Annotated in this window: 20 protein-coding genes and 1 tRNA gene; 9 read left to right on the plus strand and 12 right to left on the minus strand. The window is 63.1% G+C overall.

Going from position 1 to position 25863, the window contains the following annotated elements; genetic code table 11:
- Positions 1-19: 19 nt before the first annotated feature.
- Positions 20-1852, minus strand: coding sequence for a glycosyltransferase (locus ACP7AZ_RS16255; RefSeq protein ID WP_426039661.1), 1833 nt, complete (start codon positions 1850-1852; stop codon positions 20-22).
- A gap of 702 nt (positions 1853-2554) precedes the next feature.
- On the opposite strand from ACP7AZ_RS16255, the gene ACP7AZ_RS16260 reads away from it, so the two are divergent.
- Positions 2555-3967: a response regulator gene (locus tag ACP7AZ_RS16260; RefSeq protein ID WP_426039662.1), complete on the plus strand. Its 1413-nt coding sequence runs from the start codon at positions 2555-2557 to the stop codon at positions 3965-3967.
- Positions 3968-4224: 257 nt separating this feature from the next.
- On the opposite strand, the gene ACP7AZ_RS16265 is transcribed toward ACP7AZ_RS16260, so the two are convergent.
- Positions 4225-4395 (minus strand): hypothetical protein, encoded by a 171-nt coding sequence (locus ACP7AZ_RS16265; RefSeq protein ID WP_426039663.1) that lies wholly within the window; start codon positions 4393-4395, stop codon positions 4225-4227.
- Between the two features lie 585 nt (positions 4396-4980).
- Here ACP7AZ_RS16265 and ACP7AZ_RS16270 point away from each other — a divergent pair.
- Positions 4981-7038 (plus strand): tetratricopeptide repeat protein, encoded by a 2058-nt coding sequence (locus ACP7AZ_RS16270; protein ID WP_426039664.1) that lies wholly within the window; start codon positions 4981-4983, stop codon positions 7036-7038.
- 82 nt (positions 7039-7120) lie between these two features.
- Here ACP7AZ_RS16270 and terL read toward each other — a convergent pair whose 3' ends face one another.
- Genes terL through ACP7AZ_RS16285 form a run of 3 tightly spaced genes read right to left on the minus strand, consistent with a single transcriptional unit; the run spans position 7121 to position 10459 of the window.
- Positions 7121-8617 carry a phage terminase large subunit gene (gene terL / locus ACP7AZ_RS16275; RefSeq protein ID WP_426039665.1) on the minus strand — a complete coding sequence of 499 codons (1497 nt, stop codon included), beginning with the start codon at positions 8615-8617 and terminating at the stop codon, positions 7121-7123.
- Positions 8614-9129 carry a DUF5681 domain-containing protein gene (locus ACP7AZ_RS16280; protein WP_426039666.1) on the minus strand — a complete coding sequence of 172 codons (516 nt, stop codon included), beginning with the start codon at positions 9127-9129 and terminating at the stop codon, positions 8614-8616. The genes terL and ACP7AZ_RS16280 overlap by 4 nt, the downstream gene beginning before the upstream one ends.
- Entirely contained in the window at positions 9122-10459 is a 1338-nt protein-coding gene (locus ACP7AZ_RS16285) for a site-specific DNA-methyltransferase (protein ID WP_426039667.1), read from the minus strand. Before ACP7AZ_RS16285 ends, ACP7AZ_RS16280 begins: the two co-directional genes overlap by 8 nt.
- A 352-nt stretch (positions 10460-10811) precedes the next feature.
- Here ACP7AZ_RS16285 and ACP7AZ_RS16290 point away from each other — a divergent pair, with 352 nt between their 5' ends.
- From ACP7AZ_RS16290 to ACP7AZ_RS16300, 3 genes are read left to right on the plus strand one after another with little or no spacing between them, the layout of a single operon-like run.
- A complete protein-coding gene (locus tag ACP7AZ_RS16290; protein WP_426039668.1) occupies positions 10812-11237 on the plus strand; it encodes a DUF3489 domain-containing protein in 426 nt (141 codons plus the stop codon).
- Complete coding sequence (locus tag ACP7AZ_RS16295) at positions 11227-11670, plus strand: DUF2924 domain-containing protein (protein WP_426039669.1); 444 nt, start codon at positions 11227-11229, stop codon at positions 11668-11670. The genes ACP7AZ_RS16290 and ACP7AZ_RS16295 overlap by 11 nt, the downstream gene beginning before the upstream one ends.
- The gene (locus ACP7AZ_RS16300; RefSeq protein WP_426039670.1) at positions 11663-13297 is read left to right on the plus strand and encodes a recombinase family protein; all 1635 of its coding nucleotides are present in this window, start codon (positions 11663-11665) and stop codon (positions 13295-13297) included. The genes ACP7AZ_RS16295 and ACP7AZ_RS16300 overlap by 8 nt, the downstream gene beginning before the upstream one ends.
- Before the next feature lie 661 nt (positions 13298-13958).
- On the opposite strand, the gene ACP7AZ_RS16305 is transcribed toward ACP7AZ_RS16300, so the two are convergent.
- Positions 13959-14357, minus strand: coding sequence for a hypothetical protein (locus ACP7AZ_RS16305; protein WP_426039671.1), 399 nt, complete (start codon positions 14355-14357; stop codon positions 13959-13961).
- 323 nt (positions 14358-14680) lie between these two features.
- A complete protein-coding gene (locus ACP7AZ_RS16310; RefSeq protein ID WP_426039672.1) occupies positions 14681-14914 on the minus strand; it encodes a hypothetical protein in 234 nt (77 codons plus the stop codon).
- Between the two features lie 672 nt (positions 14915-15586).
- Here ACP7AZ_RS16310 and ACP7AZ_RS16315 point away from each other — a divergent pair.
- Positions 15587-19753: a hypothetical protein gene (locus tag ACP7AZ_RS16315; protein ID WP_426039674.1), complete on the plus strand. Its 4167-nt coding sequence runs from the start codon at positions 15587-15589 to the stop codon at positions 19751-19753.
- A 135-nt stretch (positions 19754-19888) separates the two neighbouring features.
- Here the strand turns inward: ACP7AZ_RS16315 and ACP7AZ_RS16320 are convergent, their stop codons facing one another.
- From ACP7AZ_RS16320 to ACP7AZ_RS16340, 5 genes are all read right to left on the minus strand, one after another.
- A complete protein-coding gene (locus tag ACP7AZ_RS16320) occupies positions 19889-20488 on the minus strand; it encodes a hypothetical protein (RefSeq protein WP_426039675.1) in 600 nt (199 codons plus the stop codon).
- Between the two features lie 855 nt (positions 20489-21343).
- On the minus strand, positions 21344-21541 hold the full coding sequence (locus tag ACP7AZ_RS16325) for a helix-turn-helix domain-containing protein (RefSeq protein ID WP_426039676.1): 198 nt from the start codon (positions 21539-21541) through the stop codon (positions 21344-21346).
- Between the two features lie 130 nt (positions 21542-21671).
- Entirely contained in the window at positions 21672-22376 is a 705-nt protein-coding gene (locus ACP7AZ_RS16330; RefSeq protein WP_426039677.1) for a hypothetical protein, read from the minus strand.
- Entirely contained in the window at positions 22373-23575 is a 1203-nt protein-coding gene (locus ACP7AZ_RS16335) for a tyrosine-type recombinase/integrase (protein ID WP_426039678.1), read from the minus strand. Before ACP7AZ_RS16335 ends, ACP7AZ_RS16330 begins: the two co-directional genes overlap by 4 nt.
- Positions 23576-23757: 182 nt before the next feature.
- Positions 23758-23849, minus strand: a tRNA-Ser gene (locus ACP7AZ_RS16340).
- 165 nt (positions 23850-24014) lie between these two features.
- On the opposite strand from ACP7AZ_RS16340, the gene ACP7AZ_RS16345 reads away from it, so the two are divergent.
- The 3 genes from ACP7AZ_RS16345 to ACP7AZ_RS16355 form a co-directional block, all read left to right on the plus strand.
- Complete coding sequence (locus ACP7AZ_RS16345) at positions 24015-24320, plus strand: SCP2 sterol-binding domain-containing protein (protein ID WP_426039679.1); 306 nt, start codon at positions 24015-24017, stop codon at positions 24318-24320.
- 81 nt (positions 24321-24401) lie between these two features.
- The gene (locus ACP7AZ_RS16350; protein WP_426039680.1) at positions 24402-25616 is read left to right on the plus strand and encodes an acyl-CoA dehydrogenase family protein; all 1215 of its coding nucleotides are present in this window, start codon (positions 24402-24404) and stop codon (positions 25614-25616) included.
- Positions 25617-25678: 62 nt separating this feature from the next.
- On the plus strand, positions 25679-25863 hold a 185-nt coding region (locus ACP7AZ_RS16355; protein WP_426039681.1), incomplete at its 3' end, for a hypothetical protein.

A 25863-nucleotide genomic window follows, 5' to 3' on the forward strand; every position in this document is an offset into this window, starting at 1 on the left:
GTCAGGTTTGCGGTGAAACTCATGCTGGGTTCTCCTCCGACGCCGGCGGTCGCCAGAACGCCGCCCGAATGAGCAGAGACATGGCCAGGATGTTGGTCAGCCCCCACAAGCCATTCGCGATGATCCCTCCCACGCTGTAGCCGTCCGCGCCCCGCGATAGCTGGAACAAAGCAAAGGCGAATGAGAGAATCGTCGCCATGACGACAACGACCTGAGGCACGACGAGATGCAGAAAATTGCCATCCTGCCGTTCCTTGGGCGTGACGTGAAACTTGATCTTCTGTCCTCTGGCCACGGACCAGAGCGCCTGCAGAGAAAGGTGAAAGGAGGCGAGATAGGTGATCTTGCTCCGATATCCCGCCAGTCCCCAAAACCCGAATATAGTGGCGACCTCGTTGAGAACGAGAAAGGGTATGGCGTGGGCAAAATAGTCACCCGTGTATCCGGCAATCGGCGCGATCCCGGTGGTGAAATAGATGACCGGGGCGAAGACGAACAGACAGTTCCAGAGCCCGCCGAAATAGGACCAGAAGGTCGAGAGATACATAAGCCGCTGGCCCAACGACATGCCTTTGCCTGTGATCGGATTGTCGTGGAAGAAGATATCCAGGCTGCCACCCGCGTATTTGAAGCGTTGGATGGTCCACGTCAGCAGATCCTGAGGCGACAACATCTTGGATTCGATGCCTGGATGGAGAACGGACTTCCACCGACGGACTTGGTCCTGGTGCAGTTCGATGGATGTGTAGATGTCTTCCGAAACATGGAACTTATAGGGCGTCAGCTCCAGATCCTGGGCGGCCTTCCAGAGTGACAGACTCGTTTGTCGTTTGGACGACCGACCGAAGGGCAGCCACTCCAGTAGCCGGTGCCTTGTCCGCGAGGTCTGCGATACGGCTTCCGAGTAGGCCCGAAGCGCCACGGCCATGACCGCCTCGCGCCGATGAAGCGATGCGGCCCCGCAACAGAAGGCCGCGTTGACCCGGTTACGCCGCCGCTGGATGATATCGTAAAACGCCGCTGGATCATTCACGAAGGGGTCTTCCCCGATGCGGATCTCGCCAAACACCCTCTGCGCCAGACGGCCGACCCATGCCCCTGGTGCCCCAAAACGCTTCCGCAGACTGTCGGGCAGCGGGGTTCCTTCCGGAAGGTCGAAGAACCACTGCGGTGTCTGGACGAAGGCGACGTCAGGATCGCGAAAATAGCCCATGGTGTTTGTCAGCGCCTGGGGAAACAGCCGGGTGTCGGCGTCGCAGATGACGATAAAATCGCCCGACGTCTGCTCCATGGCGTTCCGGATATTGCCCGCCTTGTAGCCAACGTTATCGCCGCGTGTGATGTAGCCGACGCCTTCTTCGCGCGCGACGGCGGCCATGCGGGCGCGGCGGCCATCGTCGAGCACAAACACCTTTAATTCGATATCATGCGGATAGGCGGCGGCTCGGGCGTCTTTTATGCTCAACCGCACCAGTTCCTCGTCTTCATTGTAGGTGGCAATGAAGATATCGACGGCGAGCGGACGTTGAGGGCGCGGGTCGTCCGGCGTACAGTCGCCAATGGTCGCCGGGGGCGGCAGTTGGGGATAATCCTTCACCGCCCAGATGTTGTAGGTAAACAGGATCAGGCCGAAATAGGCGCAGGTTTCCCCAATCACCATCGGCAACGAGAACCACAGGGCGTCATAGTTCAGGGAATCCAGCCATCGCCAGCTGATGTACCAGGCACCCACCGTGAGGCTGACGACTGCGAAAAATTGATACAGGCTCTCGATCACCAGGGAATGTTCGAGCGGCTGTGGAGGCCGCCGATGCTCGAACCTGGTGAAGTAAAAATCGGGCGGTGTGGTCACGATCCGCTACCTGTACTCTAGTCGCCGAAACGGCTTCCGCCTATCGGCGCGCTGGTACGCCCAGCGACGCAGACAGTTGGCCTGACCCGGTTGTTCTCCTATCAGCCGTATGCGTGGCCAGCTACCGTGAATTGATCAATGCCTGTCGCTGCGCCGCTCCGGCGACGCTAGCCCCTAACCTGTGGATCGGCGTCCAAAGCGAAACCCCATCGCTATGCAGGTAACCAACTGACGTGAATGCAGAAAGCTATCCGACGGGGGGGCCCGGACGGTGCCGATGTCATGCAAGCCACTGCCAGAACTGTTGATCGGCGTTCAAGGCGGGACCCCACCGGATATGAAATAACATATTGAATAAGCTTAATATCTCGGGGCGAAACGGGGTCCCGACGCACGCCAGTCATCATGCACGCTAAAGTACCTTTATATTGCGAATTCGACCACCTAGGCCGCCTTTCGATGGGGTCCGATCTCGACGCCGATCCACACCGCGACGCATTCGCACGCACCGTGCCGTTTCGTGGAATGGGGCTTGGGCCCAAAGCAGGCAGGGCGGACTAACAGCCGATCCTGACTCGCAGCGCCGGTGCGGAGTGTCCGCTGTTCAACACCGCTCCAAAGACCAACCGCACCGGCTGAAAGCGGACGAACACTCCAATCGGTTAGCCTGCCCTTAAGCTGAAGCAGCGCATCATTGAACCGGTGGAACCGTCCGACAATCTTTCCCGACAGACCTGCGCCGCATGGGACCAACTGCGCCGTCCCATTTGGATATTCGACGCTGTCGCCCTACGCGGCGTCTATGCCAATCCGGCCGCGCTCGCTCTCTGGGGTGCCGAGTCCCTCCAGGAACTGCTCGCTCGCGACTTCGCCGCCATCTCGCAAACTGTGAAGGCGCGCACGGATCGCCTAACCAAAGCCACGGCGGATGGTAGCGAAGTCAGTGAGCGGTGGACCTTCTACCCTAACGGTCTCCCCGTCACGGTTCAGGCCACAATCTCGACCTACCACTTGGCTGACAGTACGCCGGTCCTGCTGTTCGAGGCGTCGCCGGTTGACGCGGAGCCTGAAGAACGACGCGCGCTTGAGGCGCTGCGTCACACTTCATCTCTGATCAGTCTGTTCGGTGATGACGGTCTTCCCCTGTTCGCCAATCCGGCGGCCTTCGCCGCATACGGCCGTGGTGACCTGCCGTTCGAGTCACGTTTTGCCGCCATCGAGAACGGACAGGCGCTGGTGGCGCGCGCGCTCGCCGGCGAAGCCACTACCCTTCTAAGTGAGGTGGACACGCTCAAGGGTCGACGTTGGCACCATCTTGACGCGCGCCCCGGTTTGGATCCGGTCACCGGCAAGACGACCGTCCTGCTTAATGAGCGTGACGTCACAGAAACCGTTGAGGCCCAAGCCGCCCAAGCCGCCGCCGAGCACAAGGCCGCAGAGGCCGAGGCGCGTCAGGCCTTCCTCACTGAAATGTCGCATGAGCTTAGGACGCCGCTGAATGCGGTTCTGGGATTTTCCGAGCTGCTCTCCAGATCGGAACTTAACCCGGAGCAGTCCGAACAGGCCGACCGGATCCAACAAGGCGGCCATCGCCTTCTGAGCGTAGTCAACGAAATGATCCGCGTTTCGGAAGGCGCAGAGCTCGCTGCAACAAGCGAGGCGTCGCCCGCTGTCGTCAATCTGCCCGTCCCGGACCGCGTTCCCAGAGTCCTCTATGTAGACGACAGCGAGGCAAACCGGCGCCTGATCGTCACGGTTCTTCGGAGCCAGGGCTTTGACTGCGAAACCGAGAATGACGGCCAGCAGGGACTGGAAGCAGTAAGGACCGGCGACTGGGATCTGATCCTGATGGATATCCAGATGCCGGTTATGGACGGTGTGGCGGCTAGTCGCGCTATCCGGGCCCTCCGGGACTTCCGAAGCAGGGTGCCCATCGTCGCCGTTACGGCAAATACACTCGTCGCCCAGCTCGAGACCTATGTCGCCGCCGGCATTAACGACTGGATCGAGAAGCCCGTAGATATTGGCCTCCTGATCGAAAAATCCCTGGGTTGGGCAACTAGCGGATGGCGCGAGTCCGTTCCGGATGTGGCGGGCACCCGAGAGCTTCGCTGACGGCCACGTATTTCCGAAAGTAAATTGACTGAACCCTTCGGTGCGAAAAGGCGGACGCTGGAAATGTCCGCTAAGGGTCGGACCACGACATTGGCATCAGGCCCGAAAGCGGACACTTCGAACCGTAGTTAAGGGTGGGTCGCAGACGCCCGGCGCGGTAGCGCGCCCGGCATTGTCGCGGCGGAGGTAACTTCGGGCCTGTTGGCGTCGTAAGTGAAACCAGTCATTGATCGATCTGAGATGAAGCCGATCTGCAGTCACATCGCCCCGCTGATAGGAGCCGCGTTCGCGGTTCTCGCCATGTTGACGGTTTCATCGGTCAGCGTCGCAGGGCCTGCGTCGACGATGAAGGTTTCATCCGCTGAGAGCTGTGCGGATATGACTTCGAAGAAGAGCTCCCCGCCCTGCTCGCCAGACTGCGTGGTCATCTGCCACGCCCTGCTCGTTGCCCCCTTGGCATTGGGTAAGGTGAACGTCTTTGAGCTTGTGTCCTATCCGAGCAGCTACCCGATATTGAAGTCTGTGATCGTTGAAGGCGATGACCCACCCCCCCGATAGTCTGGCGCGGTCAACGAGCTCAAATCACTCATCATTATCTGGAGTAATCAAATGAAGAACGTTTTTGCCGTGGCAGGTCTAATCCTGCTCGCTTCCGGAACCGCCGCTTTTGCGGCGTCTCCCGAGACCGTGATCCAGGCCGTCGCCACTTGCTGCGATGCTCTGGCGGCCTGCTGCCACGGTGCTTCGATGCCTTGCTGCCCCTAACGCTTTGCTGAGTTAGGTGCGGAGCGCCCGGTTGAAAGGCCGGGCGTTTTGCTTGAGTGAAGGTCCGCTTCGGGTCGAGATCCGTCATGCCATGTCAGGCGGAAAGCGGACATCGATCCATCGCCCGCAAGCCGATCCTCTGAGGGGTGCCTAGGGGTGTCTTCCTGTCGTCAGAGCTCGTCATTTGTCCAAGCGTGACAAGCCGACGATTCCAAATCAATGTTGGTCCAACCCTGTTGGATGGCGTGATGAAAAAGTTTCTGATTGTTGCGTCTGTCTTGGCTTTTCTCGCTCTTGGGTCAGCCGCCTCGGCCGACCCGCAAACCGACGAAGCCAATCGACAACGTCAGATGGACAGCATGCGGGCTGAAGCTGCCCGCAACGATCAGATCAACGCCGACCGGAGCCTTGCTCAGCAACAAGCCACTGCCGATGCGGCCCGGTCGAGCGCTAGCGGAGCGACTTTGTCCTCACCGTCCTCAAGCGGATCATCGGGCGGATCGAGCGGTTTGGGTGCCTCGGGTGGCTATACCAACAACGGGCCCCAGAGCGTCGTCGACAGCTATACAATCGTCATCCGCACCCAGGAAACGCCGCAACAGATGCTGGCGCGGCTAGAGCAGGAAGCGGCGGGCGGCGACGTTGGCGCGCAGTACAATCTGGGCCGCATCTACTACACCGGCTTCAACGACGCGCCGCGCGACGACGTCCGAGCTCGGGGCTATTTCCAGCAGGCCGCCAGCGCGGGACATGCGCCCAGCCAGGCTAACTACGGATACTTCCTGACTGAGGGCATCGGTGGCCCGGCGAACCCAGGCGAAGGCCAGCGCTGGCTAAGACAGGCGGCGGATGCGGGAAACTCGTTTGGCCAGGCCCAGTACGGCCTTTCGCTCGCAGTTGAAGACCAGGAGCAGGCGGCGCGGTATCTGATCCCGGCTGCGGCGGCGGGCGAGGTTCAGGCCCAGGCCATGCTCGGCACATTTTACGCCATGGGTGCCGGCGTTGAGCGCGACGACGCCAAGGCTGTCGATTATCTGAAGGCCGCCTCCGACCAGGGCGAGATGGGCTCCACCGGCCTTCTGGCCGGAATGTACCTGACGGATCGCGGCGGCACTCACGCCGAGGGCGTGCGGCTGCTTCGCCAGGCCGCCGAGGCGGGAGATCGAACCAGCATGGCCAACTACGGCCTTCTGCTGGTGCAGGGCAACGAGGTCGCCAAGGACGAGGCGGGAGGTGCCGCCTTCATTCGCCGAGCCGCCTATGCCGGCGACAACGGCGCGCGGGTCACTCTCGGCCACATCTATAACGAGGGACTGGGCGTGCCGCAGTCGGATGCCGACGCCATCTATTGGTGGAACCTGGCCGCCGAAGCCGGCGACGAGGACGGCCTGGCGGTGATGCAGCAAGTGCGCACCGGCGGCGATGAGCTGGGTCGCCCGCCGACGCAAGGGACCGGGCCAGTCGCCAACGACGGCGTATCGCCCGCGCCGAACCCCCAATCGCGGCAGTCTTCGTCGCCGAACGCGCCCGGCGAGCCGTCCGGCCGGATCATGGACTCGTCTCCGGCTCCCACCGCGGAGAGCAGCGGCGGATTCATCACCGTCGGCCAGGCGATCCGTGGCGATCTGAGCCGCTCTGACACAAGGCTCGGCGACAATAGCTTCTTCGACTGTTACGCGGTTCAGACAGTCCAAGGAGCGGCGTATCGCGCGGTCCTGCGGTCCGTAGATTTCGACACCTATCTGAGCGTGGGGACTGGCGACTGCGCGGGTACGCCCACCTTGTCCGACGACGACGGCGCGGGAAGCACCGATTCCGCTGTCAACTTCACCGGCGACGGGCAAACGTGGTTTGTCAGGGCTAACAGCCTCGTGGCAGATATGCGCGGCTCCTACACGGTGGAACTGGGTGAGGGCACCGGTTCGACGAGCCTTGCCTTGGGACAGCCCATCACGGGAGACCTGACGTCTTCGGATGCTAGGCTGAGCGACGACAGCTACTATGATTGCTACGCGGTGCAGACCTCGCCTGGATCAGGGTATCGCGTGCTCATGCGATCAGCAGACTTCGACGCCTACCTTAGCGTCGGTTCGGGCCAGTGTTCCGGCGCCGCCGTTCAGTCGGACGACGACGGGGGTGGAGGTACGGACGCAGCGGTAGCCTTCACAGGCGATGGCCAGACGTGGTTCGTTAGGGCCAACAGCCTCAACAAAGAGACAGTAGGATCTTACAGCGTCGAACTCACTGAAGGTACCCAATCTGCCACCAATCATGCCAAGGCACGGACACGGCCGGGGCCTCGCTAGGGTGGTGCCAGTCAGCGAACTGGCACCGTCATGCCCTTTGCCGTCGACTGGTTGTTCAAACAGATCGGCGCATCTGAGACTCTCAGGCCCACGCCGCCAGATTGTTTCTGTACTCCCCCGCAAGCGTATTGAGGGCGTCGGCGAATGTGTCGATCTGGTCGTCGTGTGCGCCAGAGGGGAACCGGGACAGTTCGTCGAGGAAGGCAGTGTTCCAGGCCGCGACCACCAGCTTTACGTTGCCCGCCTGGGCCTGGACCGCCGCGGGTTGGGCGCGGGTCAGCTTTGAGCCGGTGACCGGGGTGGTTTTGACCCTGTAGCCGGCAAGGGCGCGGGTCAGGGCGTCGGCCTGAGCTTTGCCCGCCTGCCCGGGATCTTGCGGTAGCTCGATACGACAGGCTCTGCCATCTGCCGCCGCCATGTCCAGGATCAGACGCTGAACCTCCATGGGCGTGCCGCGCATGCGCGCCACATGCTGGATGTAGAAGATCCCCTGGCGGCACCGGGCCATTTTCAGACCTACAGTCCAGTCGGGGTTGCGACCCGCCGTGGGGACCGTGGCGGCCAGATCCCAGGCGCGCACGAAGCTGCAACCCTCTGGAATGTGCGTGGCGTATTCGAACCACTCCGGCTTGAACAGCCCGCCATCGCGCGGGGCCGGCCGCTGCTGATACTGCGAAGCCCAGGCATAGGCGCCCTTGTCACGCTTGAGGGCTTCGACGGTGCGGATCGGGAAGCGCTCAGGGAACAACAGCTCTCCGTCTTCGGTGCGCGGATCGCTAAAGCCGATGCTCGTTGAGCACCTGCGGTCCGCCTCGAACTCCATGGGCAGGTTGAGGTGCTCGTAGCCCATGTCGCCAGACAGGATTGCACCTGCGACGTCACGCTCGTGCAGACGCTGCATGATCACGACGATGGCGGAGGCTGCGGGATTGTTGAGACGATCGACGATGGCCTCGCGGAAGGTGACCACGGCGGCGTCCCGGGCAGCGTCGCTCTCGGCGGTATCGACCGAGTGCGGATCGTCGACGATGACCCGGTCGGCCCGTGCGCCGGTCGTGGAGCCGAAGCTGCGGCCCTCGCGCACGCCCGAGCGGGTGTTCTCGTAGCGGAGCTTGGCGTTCTGATCGCCGACGAGGATGACGCGATCACCCCAGAGGCGAGGGTACCAGTCGCCGGTCACGAGCCGCCGCATCTTGACGGCGTCACGGGTGACGTTGGCCTCGCTGAACGAGGTGGTCAGGTAGCGAAGATCAGGACGGCCGAGCGGACCCCACTCCCACGCCGGCCAGAACACCGAGACCGCCAGGGACTTCATCATCCCGGGAGGGATGGTCACGAGCAGACGCAGGATCCGCCCGTCGCTGACGGCTTCGAGATGCTCGCACAGCGCTTGTAGCACCCAGCCTCCGACGAAGGGGGTCGATGGTTCCAGGACCGGCCAGGCCTCGCGGATGAAGCCGTAGAGAGTTCGGCACCGGTCACGGGCCTCGGCGTCGATCGCTCGAGCTGTGGCAATCCTGCGTTTGCGGGCAAGCTCGTCCAAGGCCTGACCGAACCCTTTAGGCAGGGCCGGGGTCATCCCACAGCGTCCGGGGCGCCAATGACGAAGTGCCGTCGCAAAATGATGGCGGCCTCGTCCATGTTGTTCTCGCCGACGCCGGCTATCACCGCAGGATCGAGCTTCCACCGGCCGCTGTCGGAGCGCACCACCAGACCGATGGCCATGAGCCCTATGACTATGGCTTGGGCATCGACGAACGGTGACAGCCGGTCCTGATCGAAGGCCTCGGCCTCTTCGTGGTCATGGCCATGGCTCATGGCGATGCGCAGATAGTCGCGGATGGATTGAGGGTCGCCGCCCATGGCCTTGTTGGACAACTGCAGCAATACGGCCTCGGTGGCCTGAACCCGGCGACGCTTGCCGTCGATGCGCAGGCTGACCTTGCGGGCCAGCACCTTATCGAGGGTTGAGCGGATCGCCGCGGTTCCGCGTGGCCGCCCGGACGGGTTGCCCGAGACGCCCGGTGCGAAGCGGGTTGCCCTGGGTGGTCGACCATAGCCGACCCGATCGTCATCGCCGGCCTCAGACATCGGCCGCCTCATGATCCGTCGCCTCGGCATCTGCCGCCGCTGTCGTGACCTCAAGGCTGGCCCGCACCCGGTCGAATGACGCGCCGGTTGCCTCAAGGACGGCGGAACGCCCGGTCATGGCGCTCCAGCGCTCGATGGCGACATCGACATAGCCAGGCTCATACTCCACCGCATGGCAGCGTCGCCCGGTGCGCTCCGCCGCCAGCAGGGTGGTGCCTGAGCCCAGAAAGGCGTCCAGCACCCTTTCGCCCTTGTGCGAGACGTCGCACAGGGCGTCGGCGACCATGGCCACCGGCTTGACGGTGGGATGCAGGGCCAGGTCCTCGCGTCGGGATCCGCGCAGACTGTTGGCCGAGGCGTAGTCCCAGACATTGGTGCGGTTGCGACCGTGGCGACCGAGCTCGACGGCGTTGTAGTGCGGCGCGCCGCCGACCCGGTAGACGAACACCAGTTCGTGCCTGGAGCGGTAGAGACTGCCCATGCCGGCGTTGGACTTGTTCCAGACGCAGATGTTGAGCCGCGCCCCGTAGGCGCTCTCACCGGCTGCAGCGAGCTCGCCCACATGGCGGTGATCCATGCAGACGAAGTGCACCGCGCCCTCGCGCGAGGCCGAGGCGCAGGCTCCGAGCGCCTGGGTCAGAAATGCGGTGAACTCGGCCGGGGTCATCTCCCCGGACGCCATGGCGAACTCTGCATGGCGACCCTTGCCGACGGCGTTGCCGTCGATAACTACATTGTAAGGTGGATCCAGAAAGGCGACGTCGGCGAAGCATCCGGCCATCACCGCGGACATCACTTCCGGATCGCGGCAGTCGCCGCAGGCGATGCGGTGATCGCCCAGGATCCACACATCGCCTGGCCGGGTCACTGGCCTGGCGTGCGTTGCGGGCACGACCTCGTCATCAACATCGCGCCGGCTGGAGGTCAGGACGTCGATCTCTCCAGTGCTGAAACCGGTCAGCTCAAGATCGAAGTCGAGTTGGCTCAGCGCCTCCAGCTCGACTTGCAGCACCTCCACGTCCCAACCGGCATTGAGGGCGATCTTGTTGTCGGCCAGTCGAAGGCTGCGTGTCTGGGCCTCGGTCAATCCGGTCAGGACGATGGTCGGCACAGTGGCCAGGCCGAGCGACCGGGCGGCCAGAAGCCTGCCGTGGCCGGCGATGATGCTGCCGGCCTCATCGACCAGCACCGGGTTGGTGAAGCCGAAGGCGGTGATGCTGGCGGCGATCTGCGCCACCTGGGCCTTGGAGTGGGTCCGGGCGTTCAGGCTATAAGGGATTAGCTCACCGGGCGCGCGGTGGGCGATCACGAGCGGTTGCGCTGTAGTCATGGAAGATCCCTCCCAGGGACGGGCGCGTCATCCGACGGGCCATTGAGAGTGACTATATAGTCGAACTCTGCCTCTTGTTCAATAGTGCGCCCAAGTCACCCTTGAAGAGTCAGTAAGCGGCGCGATCTTGCCATACTATAAAAGGGTTCTTCGGTCCACAAGCGAGCTTTTGACTACGGTAATGGTTGGCCGGTCGTAACCTGCAGACAGGACTGGACTGTTGGACGCAGCAGAGCGACGTGTCGATCACTTCCCCGGCTCCAGCGCCGAGGCGTGTCGCCGGAGAGCTTCGTGCTCTTCCGGCTCTGCGCGGTGGGAGGCGCAGACGCGCCCTTTCGCCAAGGAGCAGACCATGACCGTCGAACCAGTTTCAGCGCCCAAACGGGCCTACCGCCGCAAGTCCGCCGACGCAGCGCCTTGCTCGGCTGAGCCGCAATCGAAGACACCGAAGGTCCGCAAGCCTCGCGCCTCCCGGGCGCTGGGGTTTGTCGCTGAACCCTTACGCGAGCCCGGCAAGGCGCCGACCGGCAAGCTCGCCATTCTCGTTGGCCTGATGCAGCGGACGGAGGGTGCGACCCTGGCGGCCATGGGGAAAGCCACAGGCTGGCAAGCGCACTCTGTGCGTGGCGCCCTCTCGGGAGCGCTCAGGAAGAAGCATCGCCTCATCATCACGACCGAGGCCGCTGAGGGCGTCCGGACCTATCGTCTGCCTGCGGGGCAGGGCGCCCCGGCGACCGGCGACGGCTTGAAGGTTGCGGGAGGCGCTGATGACGCCTGAGCAGGCTGAGATGATCAACAATCAGGTCCGGGCCCTTGAGACGATGGGCCTGGAGGGCCTGCGGCTGGAATGGCGGCGCCGTTATGGCAAGCCTCCCGGACTGAGGTCGGTCAGGTTGCTCGGTCATATGCTGGCCTGGAAGATCCAGGCCGACGCCTTCGGGGGGCTGGATGCAGACACCCGCCGAAGGCTGAGGTCGACCGGCAAGGCCCTGCGGCCCCCGGTCTCGGTGTCTGCGGGAACGACGCTGACACGGGAATGGAAGGGGGTCGCCCGGACCGTCACTATGACGTCCACCGGCTGTGTCTGGGAGGGCCAGGCCTACACCTCCCTGTCCGCCGTCGCCCGGGCCATCACCGGGGTGCGCTGGAACGGTCCCCGGTTCTTCGGTCTCAACTCGAAGGACGCTCAAGGGGTGCGCACCGATGGGTAGGTCCAGCGCGAGCGAGCCCCGGTCCAGGCTCCGTTGCGCCATCTACACCCGCAAGTCCTCCGACGAGGGACTGGATCAGGACTTCAACTCCCTCCACGCCCAGAGAGAGGCCTGCGAGGCCTATATCAAATCTCAGGCAGGCGAGGGCTGGGTGTGTCTGAAGACGGCGTATGACGATGGCGGCATCTCAGGCGGAACCATGGAGCGGCCGGGGCTCAAGACCCTCCTGGCGGACGTCGGCGAGGGTCGTGTGGACGTCGTGGTGGTCTACAAGGTCGATCGCCTGACCCGATCCCTTCATGACTTCGCGCGTATCGTTGAGGTGTTCGATCAGAAGAAGGTGTCCTTCGTCTCAGTCACCCAGTCGTTTAACACGACCTCGTCGATAGGACGTCTGACCCTCAACGTCCTTCTCTCCTTCGCCCAGTTCGAGCGAGAGGTCACAGGCGAACGGATCAGGGACAAGCTGGCCCAATCCAAGGCCAGGGGAATGTGGATGGGAGGACTGCCGCCGCTGGGTTACGCGCCTGACGGCCGGACCCTGAAGATCATCGCGCAAGAGGCGGACCTGGTCCGCCACATCTTTCGCTCATACCTGACACAGGGAACCGTCAACGGATTGGTCAAGCAGCTGGCCGAACAGTCCCTGAGGTCCAAGGTTTGGGTCACCGCCAAGGGTCGCGCCATGGGAGGGATGCCCTTTGCGTCGGGCGCTCTTTACCACCTGCTGCGCAATCCGATCTTTATCGGCCAGATCCCTCACAAGGGGATCAATCACCCCGGCCTGCATCCCGCCATCATCGACCAGGATCTGTGGGACAGGGTGCAGGCGCAGATGGATGCAGCGGTGCGTCGGCGGGGCGCACGGCCCGAGGCCTTGAAGGCGAAGGCCCCGCTGACGGGGCTCATCCATGACTGCGACGGTGTGGTGATGTCCCCGACGGCCAGTCGAGGAAAGGCAGGAAAAACCTTCCGCTACTACGTATCTTCCACCCTGCAGAAAGGCGGGCAGGGCAGGGACCCGGACGGGATCTACCGCCTGCCCGCCGGGCCGATGGAGCTCTGGGTCGAGACCCTTCTTCGGCGCCTGTTCGAGACCTCCGGCGATCCCGTTGGCCTCATAAGCCGGATCGACGTCGGTACGGACGCCATCAATCTGAACCTCGCCGGCAAGGGGCTAGGCGCGCGGGCGGCGGACCGCCAGGACCTGTTCGACCAGGTCTCGGCCCGGCTCCACCCAAACGAAACTCTCCGCTACCTGCATAAGGACACCTGGCGTCTGCACATCCCCCACCGCCTCGCGTTCCGGGGTGGTCGGACATGGCTGGTTGGTCAGGCCTATGTCCCGGACAGCGCCCGCCCGAACCTCACCCTGGTGGAAGGTTTGCGCCGCGCTCACGATCAGGTCCTCGCCGAAGGCCAGGCCCTGACAGTCTCCTCTGATAACGGGCCATCGACGTCGTTCGAACGCAAGCTCGCCCGACTGGCCTTTCTGGCTCCCCAGGTGCAACGCGAGATCCTGCACGGTCGCCAACCTCCAATGCTCACGATGGAAGCCCTCAAGAACCTCGAACTTCCCCTCTGCTGGGCGGATCAGGTTGCCGCAATCCAGGCCATCGGCACCTAGGAAAATCCGTTCCGCGCCAGCCGAAGATGTGGGGGCCCCGACCCTGGAGGGGGGGGGCGGTGTGTGCCTGTTCCGTCCAACTATATCCCTGTTCAGGCGTAACTATTTCCCTGTTCGGTGGCGGATTTTTCCCTGCTCAGGAAGCGGGGATGGGTGAGTACATGCGGCCTAAGTGTCAGACACCAAATGATATTCTGCGCATCTGCCGCACGACGCTAGCCCCGGGGCGATCCCAATAGTCCCTGTTGTTTCCCTGTAAGCAGGGAAACCCGACCGGATCGCTGAAGCGACCAGAGACTCTCGCCCAAAACAGGGAACAGCCCGCACGAATCGGTGCTCTCAACAGCGACTGAAACCAGATCCACGCCTAATATCCACGCTCTTTCCGCGAGGTATCTGGTGGGGTTTAAGGAGAGCTAAGTCATTGAAAAATAATGGCGGGACGGAGGGAGCGATATCGGTCAATTAAATAACTGAAAATATTAAGATAATAGCAGGGGCGGAAAATTCCCCCCACATTTTCCCCCACGTTTCTTGCGCGTGTCCCTCGTTTTGAGCGTGATCCCGTCCCCTCCCAGTCTCAGATAGGCCCAAGGGTTGATCAGCTCGCGCGCGTGCGCGTCGCGCGCGGAAACCGCCTGAAACTCCGATCTACTTCGATCTAAAATAGATGGCCCCAGCGTCGCGTCATGTGGGCGTTCGCCACTCTCTCAAACCTGTCCGTCGCATTGATCAGGGCGTCGGTTAGTCGTTCCCGGTTCTGGCCACGGCGGGGTTTCTCGTGAAGCCGTTTCTCGCAACGGTCCATCCGCCTTCGAGTGCGATCAACCTGGTCCATCGACTGGGATGCATATGTCAGCCGGTGCGCCTGCCGACAGGCGACCACGCCCCCGACCACCGGGAGCACCTGACACCGGCGCAGCGTCCGGGGACACAGGGCGTAATAGCGGAAGCCGCCGAACCGCATGGGCACCGCCTCAAGCTGGACGGTGACCGTCCTGGCCTCGCCGCCAGTGCTGTAGGACAGGATCAGCCGCCGGTCCTCCGTGTCCATGTCCACCGAATAGACCAAGCTTCCCGACGGCGTGCCGCCACGGTTCCAGCTGAGGGTTCCCGTGGTCCGGCGGCCTTCCTTTAGTGCGCCCTGCTTTCGGAGGAAGCGAAGGTCGATCCGACAGGTGGCCTCTACGGCTCCCCGGTTTCGTGTCCGGTATCGGCCGGATGAACTGCCGCCCATGAGAGGCCTCCCAGATTATCCGAACTCTATTGGCTAATTTGATTGTTTTTCAAAGGTCCACGCCTCGGGTCGGATAGCGGATAGCGGATAGCGGATAGCGGCCCCGCTACCCGAAAGCGGACGTCATGGACGTCTCAGAAGGGTGGTTAGCGGACCTTGCCTTCCCGCAGCCACGGCAACTCAGCCATCATGTCCCGCTCGGCCTCCGACGAGGTGGCGTATAGCCCTGAGCAGTGGCTAGGCGCGATGAATGTGTAATCGCCATCTGTGGCCTCGGCGAACTCTTCAAAGACGAACAGATCACCGTGCGCTCGTAGCTCGACGTAGCGTTTGCCGTCGGCACTATCGACCCGTCTCAATACTGCGTTGCCCGATGCCATCCCATCCAAATAGCCGACGGCGCGAATGACCGCTACGGTGGAAAGCGGAACTCTGCCGCATGCCTTGGGGCGGACCCGCTCGGTCCGTCAGTTGCATAGCCACCGTGGTTAGCGCAGGAGCTCCGCCGTCCGTTGGACCTCTAGTAAATGATATCGGGGCTGAGACACTTTGCCCCGGAACTGACGCGGTGGCTGTGCGCTATGGGCTAGCGAGCCAAAGTTTTGGCACAATGTTTTCACGGGGATGCTCCAAAAATGGCGAAATCAGCCAATCGGATTGCACTGCTCAGCAGCGCTTCTACTGCAATCTTGATATGGTTAGCGCCTGGAGTTGCTTCCGCACAATCAACAACCTGCTCGCAGACTGGTCCCAACATCACGTGTGTCGATGGCGTCGCGACCGTTTTAACAGGCACCGCAAGTCCAGGTACCACAGTGATAACTGGGCCAGGGTTGAGGACTACGAACGGGACGACCGCTTCGACCATCGTCTACAATGCCAGTGGTCCGATCTCGACGACCAATGTGGGTGCCGTTAACCTGACCTCGACCGGAGGTGCACTGACTTTTGGTCCGGCTACAAACGCCGCCCCCGTGAATATTCGCACCACTGGCGGTGTCGGGGCGAACGGGGTGACGCTCAACTCTACCGGCCAAGCCGCGACGGTAACGATGGGCAACATCTCGACGACGGGCGCGTCTTCTTTCGGGGTGCTCTCCAACGGCGGCGCTGACCTAACGCTGCGCACCGGTGATGTAACGACCACAGGCGTTACGAGTCGCGGCATTCAAGTGACCCAAACGGGTTCGGTCAACATCGTGGCGGGCAATGTTACGACCACGGATCGCGCCATTCAGGTGAGCCCCGGGGCAACCTCCGACGCCACCGTCGTTGCAGGCAACATTACCAGCAGCACATCGGGCGCTCTCGTGAACGGCAACAATGTTCGTATCACGACTGGCAATGTCAGCGTGGCCAACGGTTTCGGGATCGTGGGTCAATCATTGGCGGGCACGACCGGTAGCGTTTTCGTTCGTACAGGCGATGTGAACAGCACCGGCGGATCTGGAGTCGGGGGCACTGCATTCAACGCCACAGGCGGCGTGGACATTGGTTGTGGAACGGTTACCTCGAATAGCCCTGGGGGTGCGGCTGTTTTCGCACAAAATACCGGCACCGGCGCACTTACAATAAATTGCGGGGCAGTGACAAACGTTGGCAACAACGCGGTTTTCGTGCGCTCGTTCGGCGCTCCGCAAGGCGGCAACATATCGATCACGACGACTTCCGCCGCATCTAGCAATACTAATTTCTCGACCGTCTTTGCTCTGACGAGCGGGGCGGGCACGATCACTGTTAACACCGGGACCGTCACCGGCGGAGCGAGTGGAGCAGGTTTGGGCGCAACGGGCATCGATCTCAATGCCGGGACCGGTGCAATCGACGCTGGCTACGGTAACGTAACCACTGTGGGAACCGCTCTTCGTTCGACGTCGACTGGCACCCTCAACCTTCGCGGAGCCTTGGCAACCCTTCGGACATCGGGGGCTGGAGCTACAGGGGCTTTGATCAATGCCAGTGGCGTCACTGGTAACCTGGGCAACGTGATCACGACGGGCGTTGGCTCGCAAGGCGCGGTCATCACTTCGACCGCCCCGGTGAACCTTACAATCGGCAATGTTGCCACGACGGGTAACGGCGTGACGATCAACGCCGGTGCAAACGCCGTTACATTGGCGACCGGTGCGGTTACCGCGACGGAAAGCGGGGCTTCCGGGACTGTCATCAACTCGACCGGCGCAGTCAACTTCACGGGCGGAAGGCAGGTTGCCAGTGGCGCCAACGCCTTACAGATCAATGGCGGCGCGGGAGCGATTAACGCTGCGGTCGCTGGAGCTTCCACAACTGGCACGGGCACAGCGGTGGCGATCACTGGAACAGGCCCGCTGATCTTTGCCAACACCGGCGCAATAACCACAACCGGAGCGGCGTCGAACGGGATCAATATTTCAGGTGTCACCACCGCCGGCGTCACCTGCGGCAATGTTTCCACCATCGGGCCGAACAGCCCGGCTGTCATTGTCGCGTCCAATGGCAACACCAGTGTTACTTGCGGCGCGGTAACCACCATTGGCGCGGCCAGCGATGCGATCCGAGTGACCAATACCGCCGGCACGACCACCGTCACCGGTGGGACGACATCTGCCACCGGCGCAGGCTCACGCGGAATCGTCGTAAGCTCGTCAGCACCGTCAGCCAGCAATCTCGTAACGGTAAACACTGGAGTGCTGACCGCTAATGGCAACGGGGTCGTTGCGGATGCTACCAGTGGCGCAAGCGTCTTGGTCAATGCGAATGGAGACGTCACCTCGACCACGGGCTCTGCGATAACAGCGACCACTACGGGAGGTGCAGCAACCGTAAATCAAGCACTCGGCACCACCATCACGGCCGCGACGGACTCAATACGGGTAATCAACACTATCGGCGGCGCGATCAATGTGAACGCGGTTGGCACTCTCATCGCCAATAACGGTTCGGGCGTGTTTGTAAGCACCAGTGCAGCGAGCGCTGATCCGATAAACGTCACCACGAATGTCGTTAGATCGACGGGCGGTCCCGGCACTTGGGGGTCTCAGGTTCGAGCGTCGGCCGGTACAGGCGACATCACGATTACGAGCAATGGCCCGATGAGCAGCGCAGGAGCCCCCGGTTCAATTTTCGGCGGTATCTTGGCGCTGACAAACGGAACGTCGGACCGCAATGTCACGGTTAACGTCAATGCCAATATCGGATCGCTAACGGACCGTTCATCGGCTTCGCAGGTCCTCGTAAGCGGCACCTCATCCACTGCCAGAACGCTTGCAGTCAATATTTCGAACGCAAGCATATTCGGTGGGCCTGGCGCTGTTCAAGTGCAGCAAAACGGTACCAGCCTCGGTCAAATCAGAATCATCGGCACTGGCGCGGGAACTCTAAGTGCAAATGGTGCCACCGGAATTGGTGTTAACGCACGGATCTTAAATGCTTCCAATCCAGGCGACATTCTGGTCGATCTGGCTCAAAACGTGGACGGAACCGCTCAAGGCATCAACGCGACGACGCTGGGTACCGGCACTGTTACGGTGATCGCCCGCGGCAACGTCACTTCTAGCAACGGCGCTGGTATCACTGTGGCCAGCGGAGGCAGGGCAGTAGTTACGGTTGGGGCCGGTACCACCACCAGCGGCACAGGCAATGCCATCAACAGCACCGCCGCAGGTGGCTCCACAATCACGAACGCGGGCGTCATCATCTCGACGGGCGGCTTCGCCATTGACGCCAATGGCGGCTCGGCCTCGATTACCAACACCGGGATAGTGAACGGGCGCATTGATCTGACGGGCAATGCGGACACGTTCGCCAACAACGCCGGCGGCCTATTCAATGCCGTCGGGGCCAGCGATTTCGGGCTTGGCAACGACTCGTTCATCAATGCCGGAGTGCTGACGGCATTCTCGTCGGCCACGTTCAACGGGCTAGAAAACTTTAATAACACCGGGCTCATCGACCTGAGGGATGGTGTGGCGGACGATATCCTGACGCTCACGGGTACAACCTTCACCGGCGGGCCGGGCAGCCAGCTAGGGCTTGATGTGTCATTCGCCACCAACAGCGCTGACCGACTCGTCATAGGCACGGCAGCCGGCACCACGACCCTGCTGCTCAATCGTACGGCTCCAGGAACGGTGCCTCTGCTGAACCTCAACGGCATTCTGTTGGTGGACGCCGACAGCGCTGCCGCGTCCAACTTCCAGCTCGGCGGGGTCACTGACTTTGGCTTTACGCGCCTAAATCTTGTGTTCGATGCCGCGACCAGCAATTTCCGGGTAATCACGGCCCCGGACAGGGAAGTGTTCGAAACTGGCCGCTACGGGGTTGGGATGACCAACGCCTGGAACCAGAGCGGGGACGCGTGGTCCGCCCGAATGACGGAACTGCGCGACGTGGCTTTCACCAAGCGCGAAGAACGGCCCGACGGTTTCGAGATGTGGGCCCAAGGTTATGCGGGTTCGGAAGGCCAGAACCAGGTGCGAAGCTTTAACCTTGGCGGGACCGCGAAGACCTTTGATCTCTCCTACGACCAGGAGTTTCAGGGCTTCCAACTTGGCGGTGATGTGCAGCGGTCCATGGGCTGGGGGACGATGGTCTTTGGCCTGACAGGCGGCGTGATTAACTCGGACCAAGAGTTTGCAAGCGGAAACTCCTTCGCCCTCCAGGGCGGCAATCTCGGTGCCTACGCGGGCTTGTACGCTGGCGGTTTCTTCTTGAATGGGCTGGTCAAAGCCGACCGGTACGAGGCAACGGTGATGTCATCGACGGCCTTCTTCCGCGATGAAATCCAGGCGACGACCGTCGGGGCCAAGGCCGAAGTTGGGTACCGGATGGGCGTGGGCGGGTTCTTCGTCGAGCCGGTCATTGCGTTAGCCTACACCGACTCTGATCTGGATGATCTGTCCGTACCTGGCGGCGTCTTCAAGTTCGAAGACAACGAGAGCCTGCGAGGTGAGGCCGGCGTCCGCGTCGGCGGCGACTTCGCTATGGGCTCAAGCCGCATCCAGCCGTTCATCGGGGTCTTCGCAGTTGATGAACTCCGTGGCCAGAACACGGCCGTCTTTACCAGCGGTTCCACCTCATTCGGTCTTCAGGACGTGGAGCCCGAGACGTACGGCAAAGTCAGCGTCGGCCTGAACCTGTTGGAGCAGGACGGCGTGAACCTGTTCGTTCGAGGTGATGCCCTCTTCAGCGGCGAAGCCAAGGGCGGATCCGTGCGGATCGGAGCCCGCTGGAGCTTCTAGGGGACTCTGAGATGTGGCCAGCTGACGCTGGCCACATCTTCTCTGCTTGGGTGCCGATGCTGCAGGTCGAGACTACTCGCAACTTGGGCTCGGAAAACCTGAATGACCGCTATGGGTCGGACCACGACATTGGCATCAGGCCCGATAGCGGACCTTGGCCGAGGGCGGGGTCTTCGTCGCGCGCCCGCGCGTATCGCTGACGAAACCCCTCCGCCGGGCTTCCGGGCCGATGTTCTGTGAGACGCCGCACCGTTTGCCGACGATGACGCCGCCGGGCTCTTGTCGGTCAATGCCCAGCCGTTCCCGGGCCGCGTCGTCTCCGCCCTTCAAAACGTAGTCCAGCACCTCCGCCAGATTGGCGTCATAGGCCCGGCCGTCAATCTCGCCCCTGGCATAGTGGTTCAGGTTCCGACCGATGGGCCGCGAGAACCGGACACCGGCTTTCCATGCCGCGCCGCACGCCTTCATCCATCCGCGCTGGCGACGATTGAACGCGTCCGCCAGATCGGGCGGGAGGTGCAACAGGATATGGACGTGCGCGCCCTTGCCGGGGCCGGTCTCGCGTATCCAGGCTAAGGCCACCTGACCACCGTGCGCGCGTATCCAGTCGCCAGCGAGCTTCAACCATCGTGCCGTCGCTGCGAGGTCATCCGGAACCCCGGCAGCTGCCCAATGGATCGTGAGGAACCGATTGAAGCCGAGGCCGATGGATAGCGCAAAGGCCGCCGCATCCATCACGCCCGCCGCCGCCGCAAGTGACAGGGCCGACGTTTGCCGGTCCCGCCGGTTTCGCGCACCGCCCCGGCCTGGAATCGGGATGAAGGCGGCGCGAGGCGTTGAGACCGGGGCAGGCGGGCGGTTCGCTTGGCTTTGGGGACCAGCCGCGCCCCGCCCGCTCCTGACAGCGGCGCATGGGGTGCAACCTCTATAGAGAGGGGGCCTGGCTTCCGGGGCCAGGGCCGGTGCGGTGGTTTCCGCCGCGTCTTCAATGCTTTGATTTCCATTCATCCGGACCGCTGGCGGTGGTTTCCTCGCAAGTTTCATCGGCGGCCGCTCACGGAGGCTGGCGGGGCTTGGCGAGGGCGCTTTCAGACGATCGGCCATGGAACGCGCGACGCGACGCGGACGGCCCGAAAACACAAAGGCCCGGCGAGGGAGACACCACCGCCGGGCCGATGCGCTGTAGAGCCGATCCGTGAGCGTCAGCCGGCTTCCGGGTATGCAGGGACCGCAGACCCTGCCGATGCGTCACGGATGGCCCCCACGTCGCATCCACGACGGCTAGGCTCGACCCTGCCCGCCACCATTGCCACCGCTTCGCCGTGTGTCAGGGTTCGCCAGTCATTGGGAAGCCGGGAGACCTCCCGCGCCGTAATCCATGCCGGAACGCCCCCGGCAAGCGGCCGGACAGGCCAGAGCGCACACTCCGTCGCGGGGCAGGCCGAGACCTGTTGCCGCCACGTGCCCACGGACTGGGCGTCATAAAGACACTCCCGGCATTTGGCCGCGATGGCCTCGCCGCGTGTCTGAAGGCGGGTTGGCAGGCCCGCCGCACTGGCGCTCGCCAGCCTGAGTTTGAGGCGGGTCATGTCAGGCCGCCCGATCCATGGCCGCGCCGTCAATCAGCGCGTCGATGCTGCGCAGCGTGACCAGCCGCCTTGAACCGATGGTGACGGTTTCCAGCAGGCCTTCGGCAATCAGGTCATAGGTTTTCGTGAGCCCGATGCCCAGAAGCGTCCGGGCTTGCTGGATGCTGACCAGCCGTGGTTGGAGATAGTCGGTCGTCATGGGTGTTCGCCTTTGTGTGAAGCGCCTGGCGGAGGTGCCGGGCGACGCACAAAGGGTGTTGGCGAACGGCCGTGGTCGTCGTCTCGAAACCAGCGAGAACTGACGAAAACCTAGCCTGGAGAGGTTGTCGTCAGTCCGCTTCCCAAGCTTGGAACGCCTCGAATATTCGCCGCGCATGAGGGCGGGCAGTAGTATCGGGCAGTTCTAACCCCGAAGCGACAGCCCAATCCTGAAGCGCCCGGATGATATCGGCAACGCTGCCTGGCTTGAAATCTCCGCGATAATAGCGGCCCGCTATTGCCAGAACTGCTGCTTCCCAGTCCGTTGCCGGAGGCCGGCCGCCCCTGTTGGTTGTTAATCCGGTCGGGCCTTCTAGGGGAGGAGTTGCTGCGTCTTCAGGCCCCGAAAGCAAGCGCTGTTCGCGGACATCGATTTCGTCGGCTACAAACCACTCTTCGTTATTCGGCCCGAGTAGCAAGGCCATCCGAAATTGGCCGTCTCGCCACTCCCATGAGGCCATTTCCTCCCATGGCGACCCCTTCGGGAAGCGGGACTCATCGCTAAAGTTCGGAAGAAGCTTCCCACCTCCCTCGATACTGACACCACGGGCCAGAGCGTCATTGAGGCCCTCCCAACGTTCAACAGGAATCACGCCGTATCGGTGCTGTTGGAAGGTGTCTCCTGCCCATACCACCCAACTCCAATGGCCAAAGGCAGTCCACTCTCCCGCGCATAGCCGCCGGAGCATTTCGCCGGATGGGTCAGGATGGCCTTCAAAGGCCAGCTGTTCCACGGCGTCTTTCAGCGGATAATAGCCCCCCTCTGCACCGCTCATAGGCTCGCCGCCCTCGCCGGAAAGCGGACCACTTTCGCGCCGCTGCCGTTGGCGCAATACGCTCCCCATGCATCCATCAGCCGCCGGCGCTTCTCGACCATCGACCCGCGCTGATAGGCGGCTTCAACCTCATTGGGATTGGTATGCGCCAGCGCCGCCTCTGCCACCTCGCGCGGGAAGGCTGTCTTTTCAGCGACCCAATCCCGGAAGCTGGACAGGAAGCCATGGACCGTGAACGGTTCCTTGGCGCGAGTCAGAACCTTGCGCATTGTCATGTCCGACATGAGAGCGCCGCCCGCGCCGGGAAACACCAGATCGGTCCCCGCCAGCCGCACCGCCGCTGCACTGTGCAGGACAGCCAAGGCTTGCGGTGACAAGGGCACGGTATGTTCGCGCCGGGCTTTCATGCGCTCCGCCGGAACCGACCAGAGGCCAACGTCCAGATCCATTTCAGACCACCGCGCACCGCGAACCTCGCCCGACCGCGCCGCCGTCAGGATGACGAACTCAAGCGCCAGCCGCCCCCACACTCCGCCGCTCGCGCGCAACTTTGTCAGATAGGCCGGGACGCTCGCATAGGGCATGGCGGCATGGTGGCCACCCGCCGGTTGACGGGGCAGGCCCCGACCGGCTGCCAGAGACCGGGCCGGGGCTTCCGTCGCCCGCCAGCCCCGCGCATGGGCATAGTCGAGGGTGGCGCATATCCGCTGGCGAACCCGCCGCCCGGTTTCCGGTCGGGCCGTCCACACCGGGGCAATGGCCGCAATGATGTCGCTCGCGGTTATGACGCCCGCCGCCTTGGCCCCCAAGGTCGGGAAGGCATAGGTTTCCAGCGTCGCCAGCCATTGCGCACCGTGCTTGCCTTCGGCCCACTGGTGTTTGTTCGCGTCGTGCAGAGCCAGCGCGGCTTCGCGGAAGGTGACGCCCGCCGCCTTGGCCTCGCGTCGTTCCGCCACGATATCGCGGCCTTCCTCGCGGACAGCGCGCCGGGCCTCCGCCGCCTTGGCCCGGGCATTGGCCAGGGTAACCATACCCGCGCTGCCCAGCCCTATATCGCGCCGCTTGCCGGCGTGTTGAACGCGAAGGGTCCAGCTTGCGCCGCCGCGCCGGTCCACTTTCAGAAACAGTCCGTCGCCGTCCTGATAGGTGCCGGGCTTCGAAAGACTCGCCTTCACCTCGTTGGCGGTGAGCCTGCCCATGCTGTGTTCTCCCACACCTAGGGGTCATTCCCCCACACGCGGGACTTCCCCCCACGAGTTCCCCCACACTTTAGGCCGGTTGGCGACGGTAGCAAGCGGTGATGTGCGAAGGCGGCCGAGCGTTCAAACCGCGTGGTGACGGGCCCTGAGCGGGCTTTTGCGGTTGATGGCGAAGGAAGGTCTGGCGGAGACGGAGGGATTCGAACCCTCGATACCCCTTACAGGGTATGACGATTTAGCAAACCGTTGCCTTCAGCCACTCGGCCACGTCTCCGGCAGGCAGGCTCGATAGCGGAGCCCGCGCCGGGGCGCAATCCGCCGTTTCGGATTGTTGTGATCCTGATCGTCCAGCCGGGGGCCGCAGTTTCCCCGACGTGATCTTGTGAGGCGGCCTATGGAGGGATAGGGCTTCCGCTCCACCTTCTCAGGGAGACCCTCCATGGCCGATCTGGCTCAAGTGACCGAACACATCCGCGGCGCCGTCGGCGACAACTCCGGTTTGGGCAAGACCGTGAAGATCGACCTGGGCGACGTGGGCATGATCTTCATCGACGGCGCCTCGGTTCCGAACACCGTCACCAACGAGGACAAGCCCGCCGACGCCACCGTCTCCATGACCTGGGACGACTTCATGGCCCTGTCGGACGGCAAGCTGGACCCGATGATGGCCTTCATGCAGGGCAAGCTGAAGATCGCCGGCGACATGATGATCGCCCAGAAGCTGGCCCCTCTGCTGAAGCGCTAGTGGTCGGCTAACAAAAGCTATACGCCGGAACGGCGCGGTCCTGCGGATCGCGCCGTTCGCATATCGGGAAGGACGACATCCATGGATTTCAAGCACTCGGACCGGGCCCTGCATTGGCAGGAGCGGGTCACGCGGTTCCTCGACGACACGGTGGCGCCGCGCGCCGCCGACTACTGGGCCGACGTTCATAGCGACCACACCGTCCAGTCACCGACCATGGAGGCCTTGAAGGCCGAGGCGCGTGAGGCGGGCCTTTGGAACATGTTCCTTCCGGGGGATCACGGTGCGGGCCTGACCAACCTGGAATATGCCCCCCTGGCCGAGGCCATGGGCCGCGCTGGCCTGTGGACGCCCGAGGTGTTCAACTGCAACGCCCCGGACACCGGCAATATGGAGGTGCTCCATATGTACGGGAACGCGGTTCAGCAGGATCGCTGGCTGAAGCCCCTGATGGCCGGCGAGATCCGCTCCGCCTTCCTGATGACCGAGCCGGCCGTGGCCTCCTCGGACGCGACCAACATCCAGACCTCGATCGTCCGCGACGGCGATGAGTATGTGATCAACGGCCGCAAATGGTGGTCGACCAACATGGGTCACCCGAACGTCGCCATCGCCATCGTGATGGGCAAGACCGACACGGGCGCCGCGACCCACCAGCAGCAGTCCCAGATCCTGGTGCCGACCAATACCCCCGGCTTCCGCATCGAGCGGATGCTGACCGTGTTCGGCTATGACGAGCGCCCCATCGGCCATGCCGAGGTCGTGCTCGACAACGTCCGGGTGCCGGTCGAAAACCTGATCGCCGGCGAGGGCAGGGGCTTCGAGATCGCCCAGGGCCGTCTCGGGCCGGGCCGTATCCACCACTGCATGCGTGTGATCGGCGCGGCCGAAAAGGCGCTGGAGCTGATGTGCGAGCGTCTGCTGAACCGCACGGCCTTCAAAAAGCAGCTGGCCGAGCATTCGGTGTGGGAACAGCGCGTCGGCGAGGCGCGCACCAATATCGAAATGTGCCGCCTGATGGTGCTGAAGGCCGCCTGGATGATCGATCAGGCCGGGGCCAAGAACGCCAAGTCCGAGATCGCCCAGATCAAGGTCGCGGCCCCGCGCATGGCGCTGCAGATCATCGACGACGCCATCCAGGCGTTCGGCGGCGCAGGCGTCTCGGGCGACACCCCCCTGGCCGAGATGTACGCGGGCGTGCGCACCCTGCGCCTCGCCGACGGCCCGGACGAGGTGCACAACCGCACCATCGCCCGGATCGAATACTCGAAGCACGGCGGGCGGCCGGTCCACTAGGAATATCCCTCCGCTTCCGCGCCTTGCGGAGGCGGAGGAAAACGCGGCAGGGAAGGGTTCTGATGACCGAACCTTCGATCTTCTTTGCCGATGTGAACGAGCGCCAGGGCTCGTTCCTGCGCCGTACTTTCGTGGTCGGCGGGCTGACGGCGCTGGGCGTTACGGCCCTGACCATCCGACTGGCCCAGCTTCAGGTCGTGCAGGCGCAGGAGTATTCGACCCTCGCCAGCCAGAACCAGTTCAACTT

The sequence above is a fragment of the Brevundimonas sp. DC300-4 genome, from assembly GCF_049897365.1.
In the GTDB taxonomy this organism is placed as follows: domain Bacteria; phylum Pseudomonadota; class Alphaproteobacteria; order Caulobacterales; family Caulobacteraceae; genus Brevundimonas.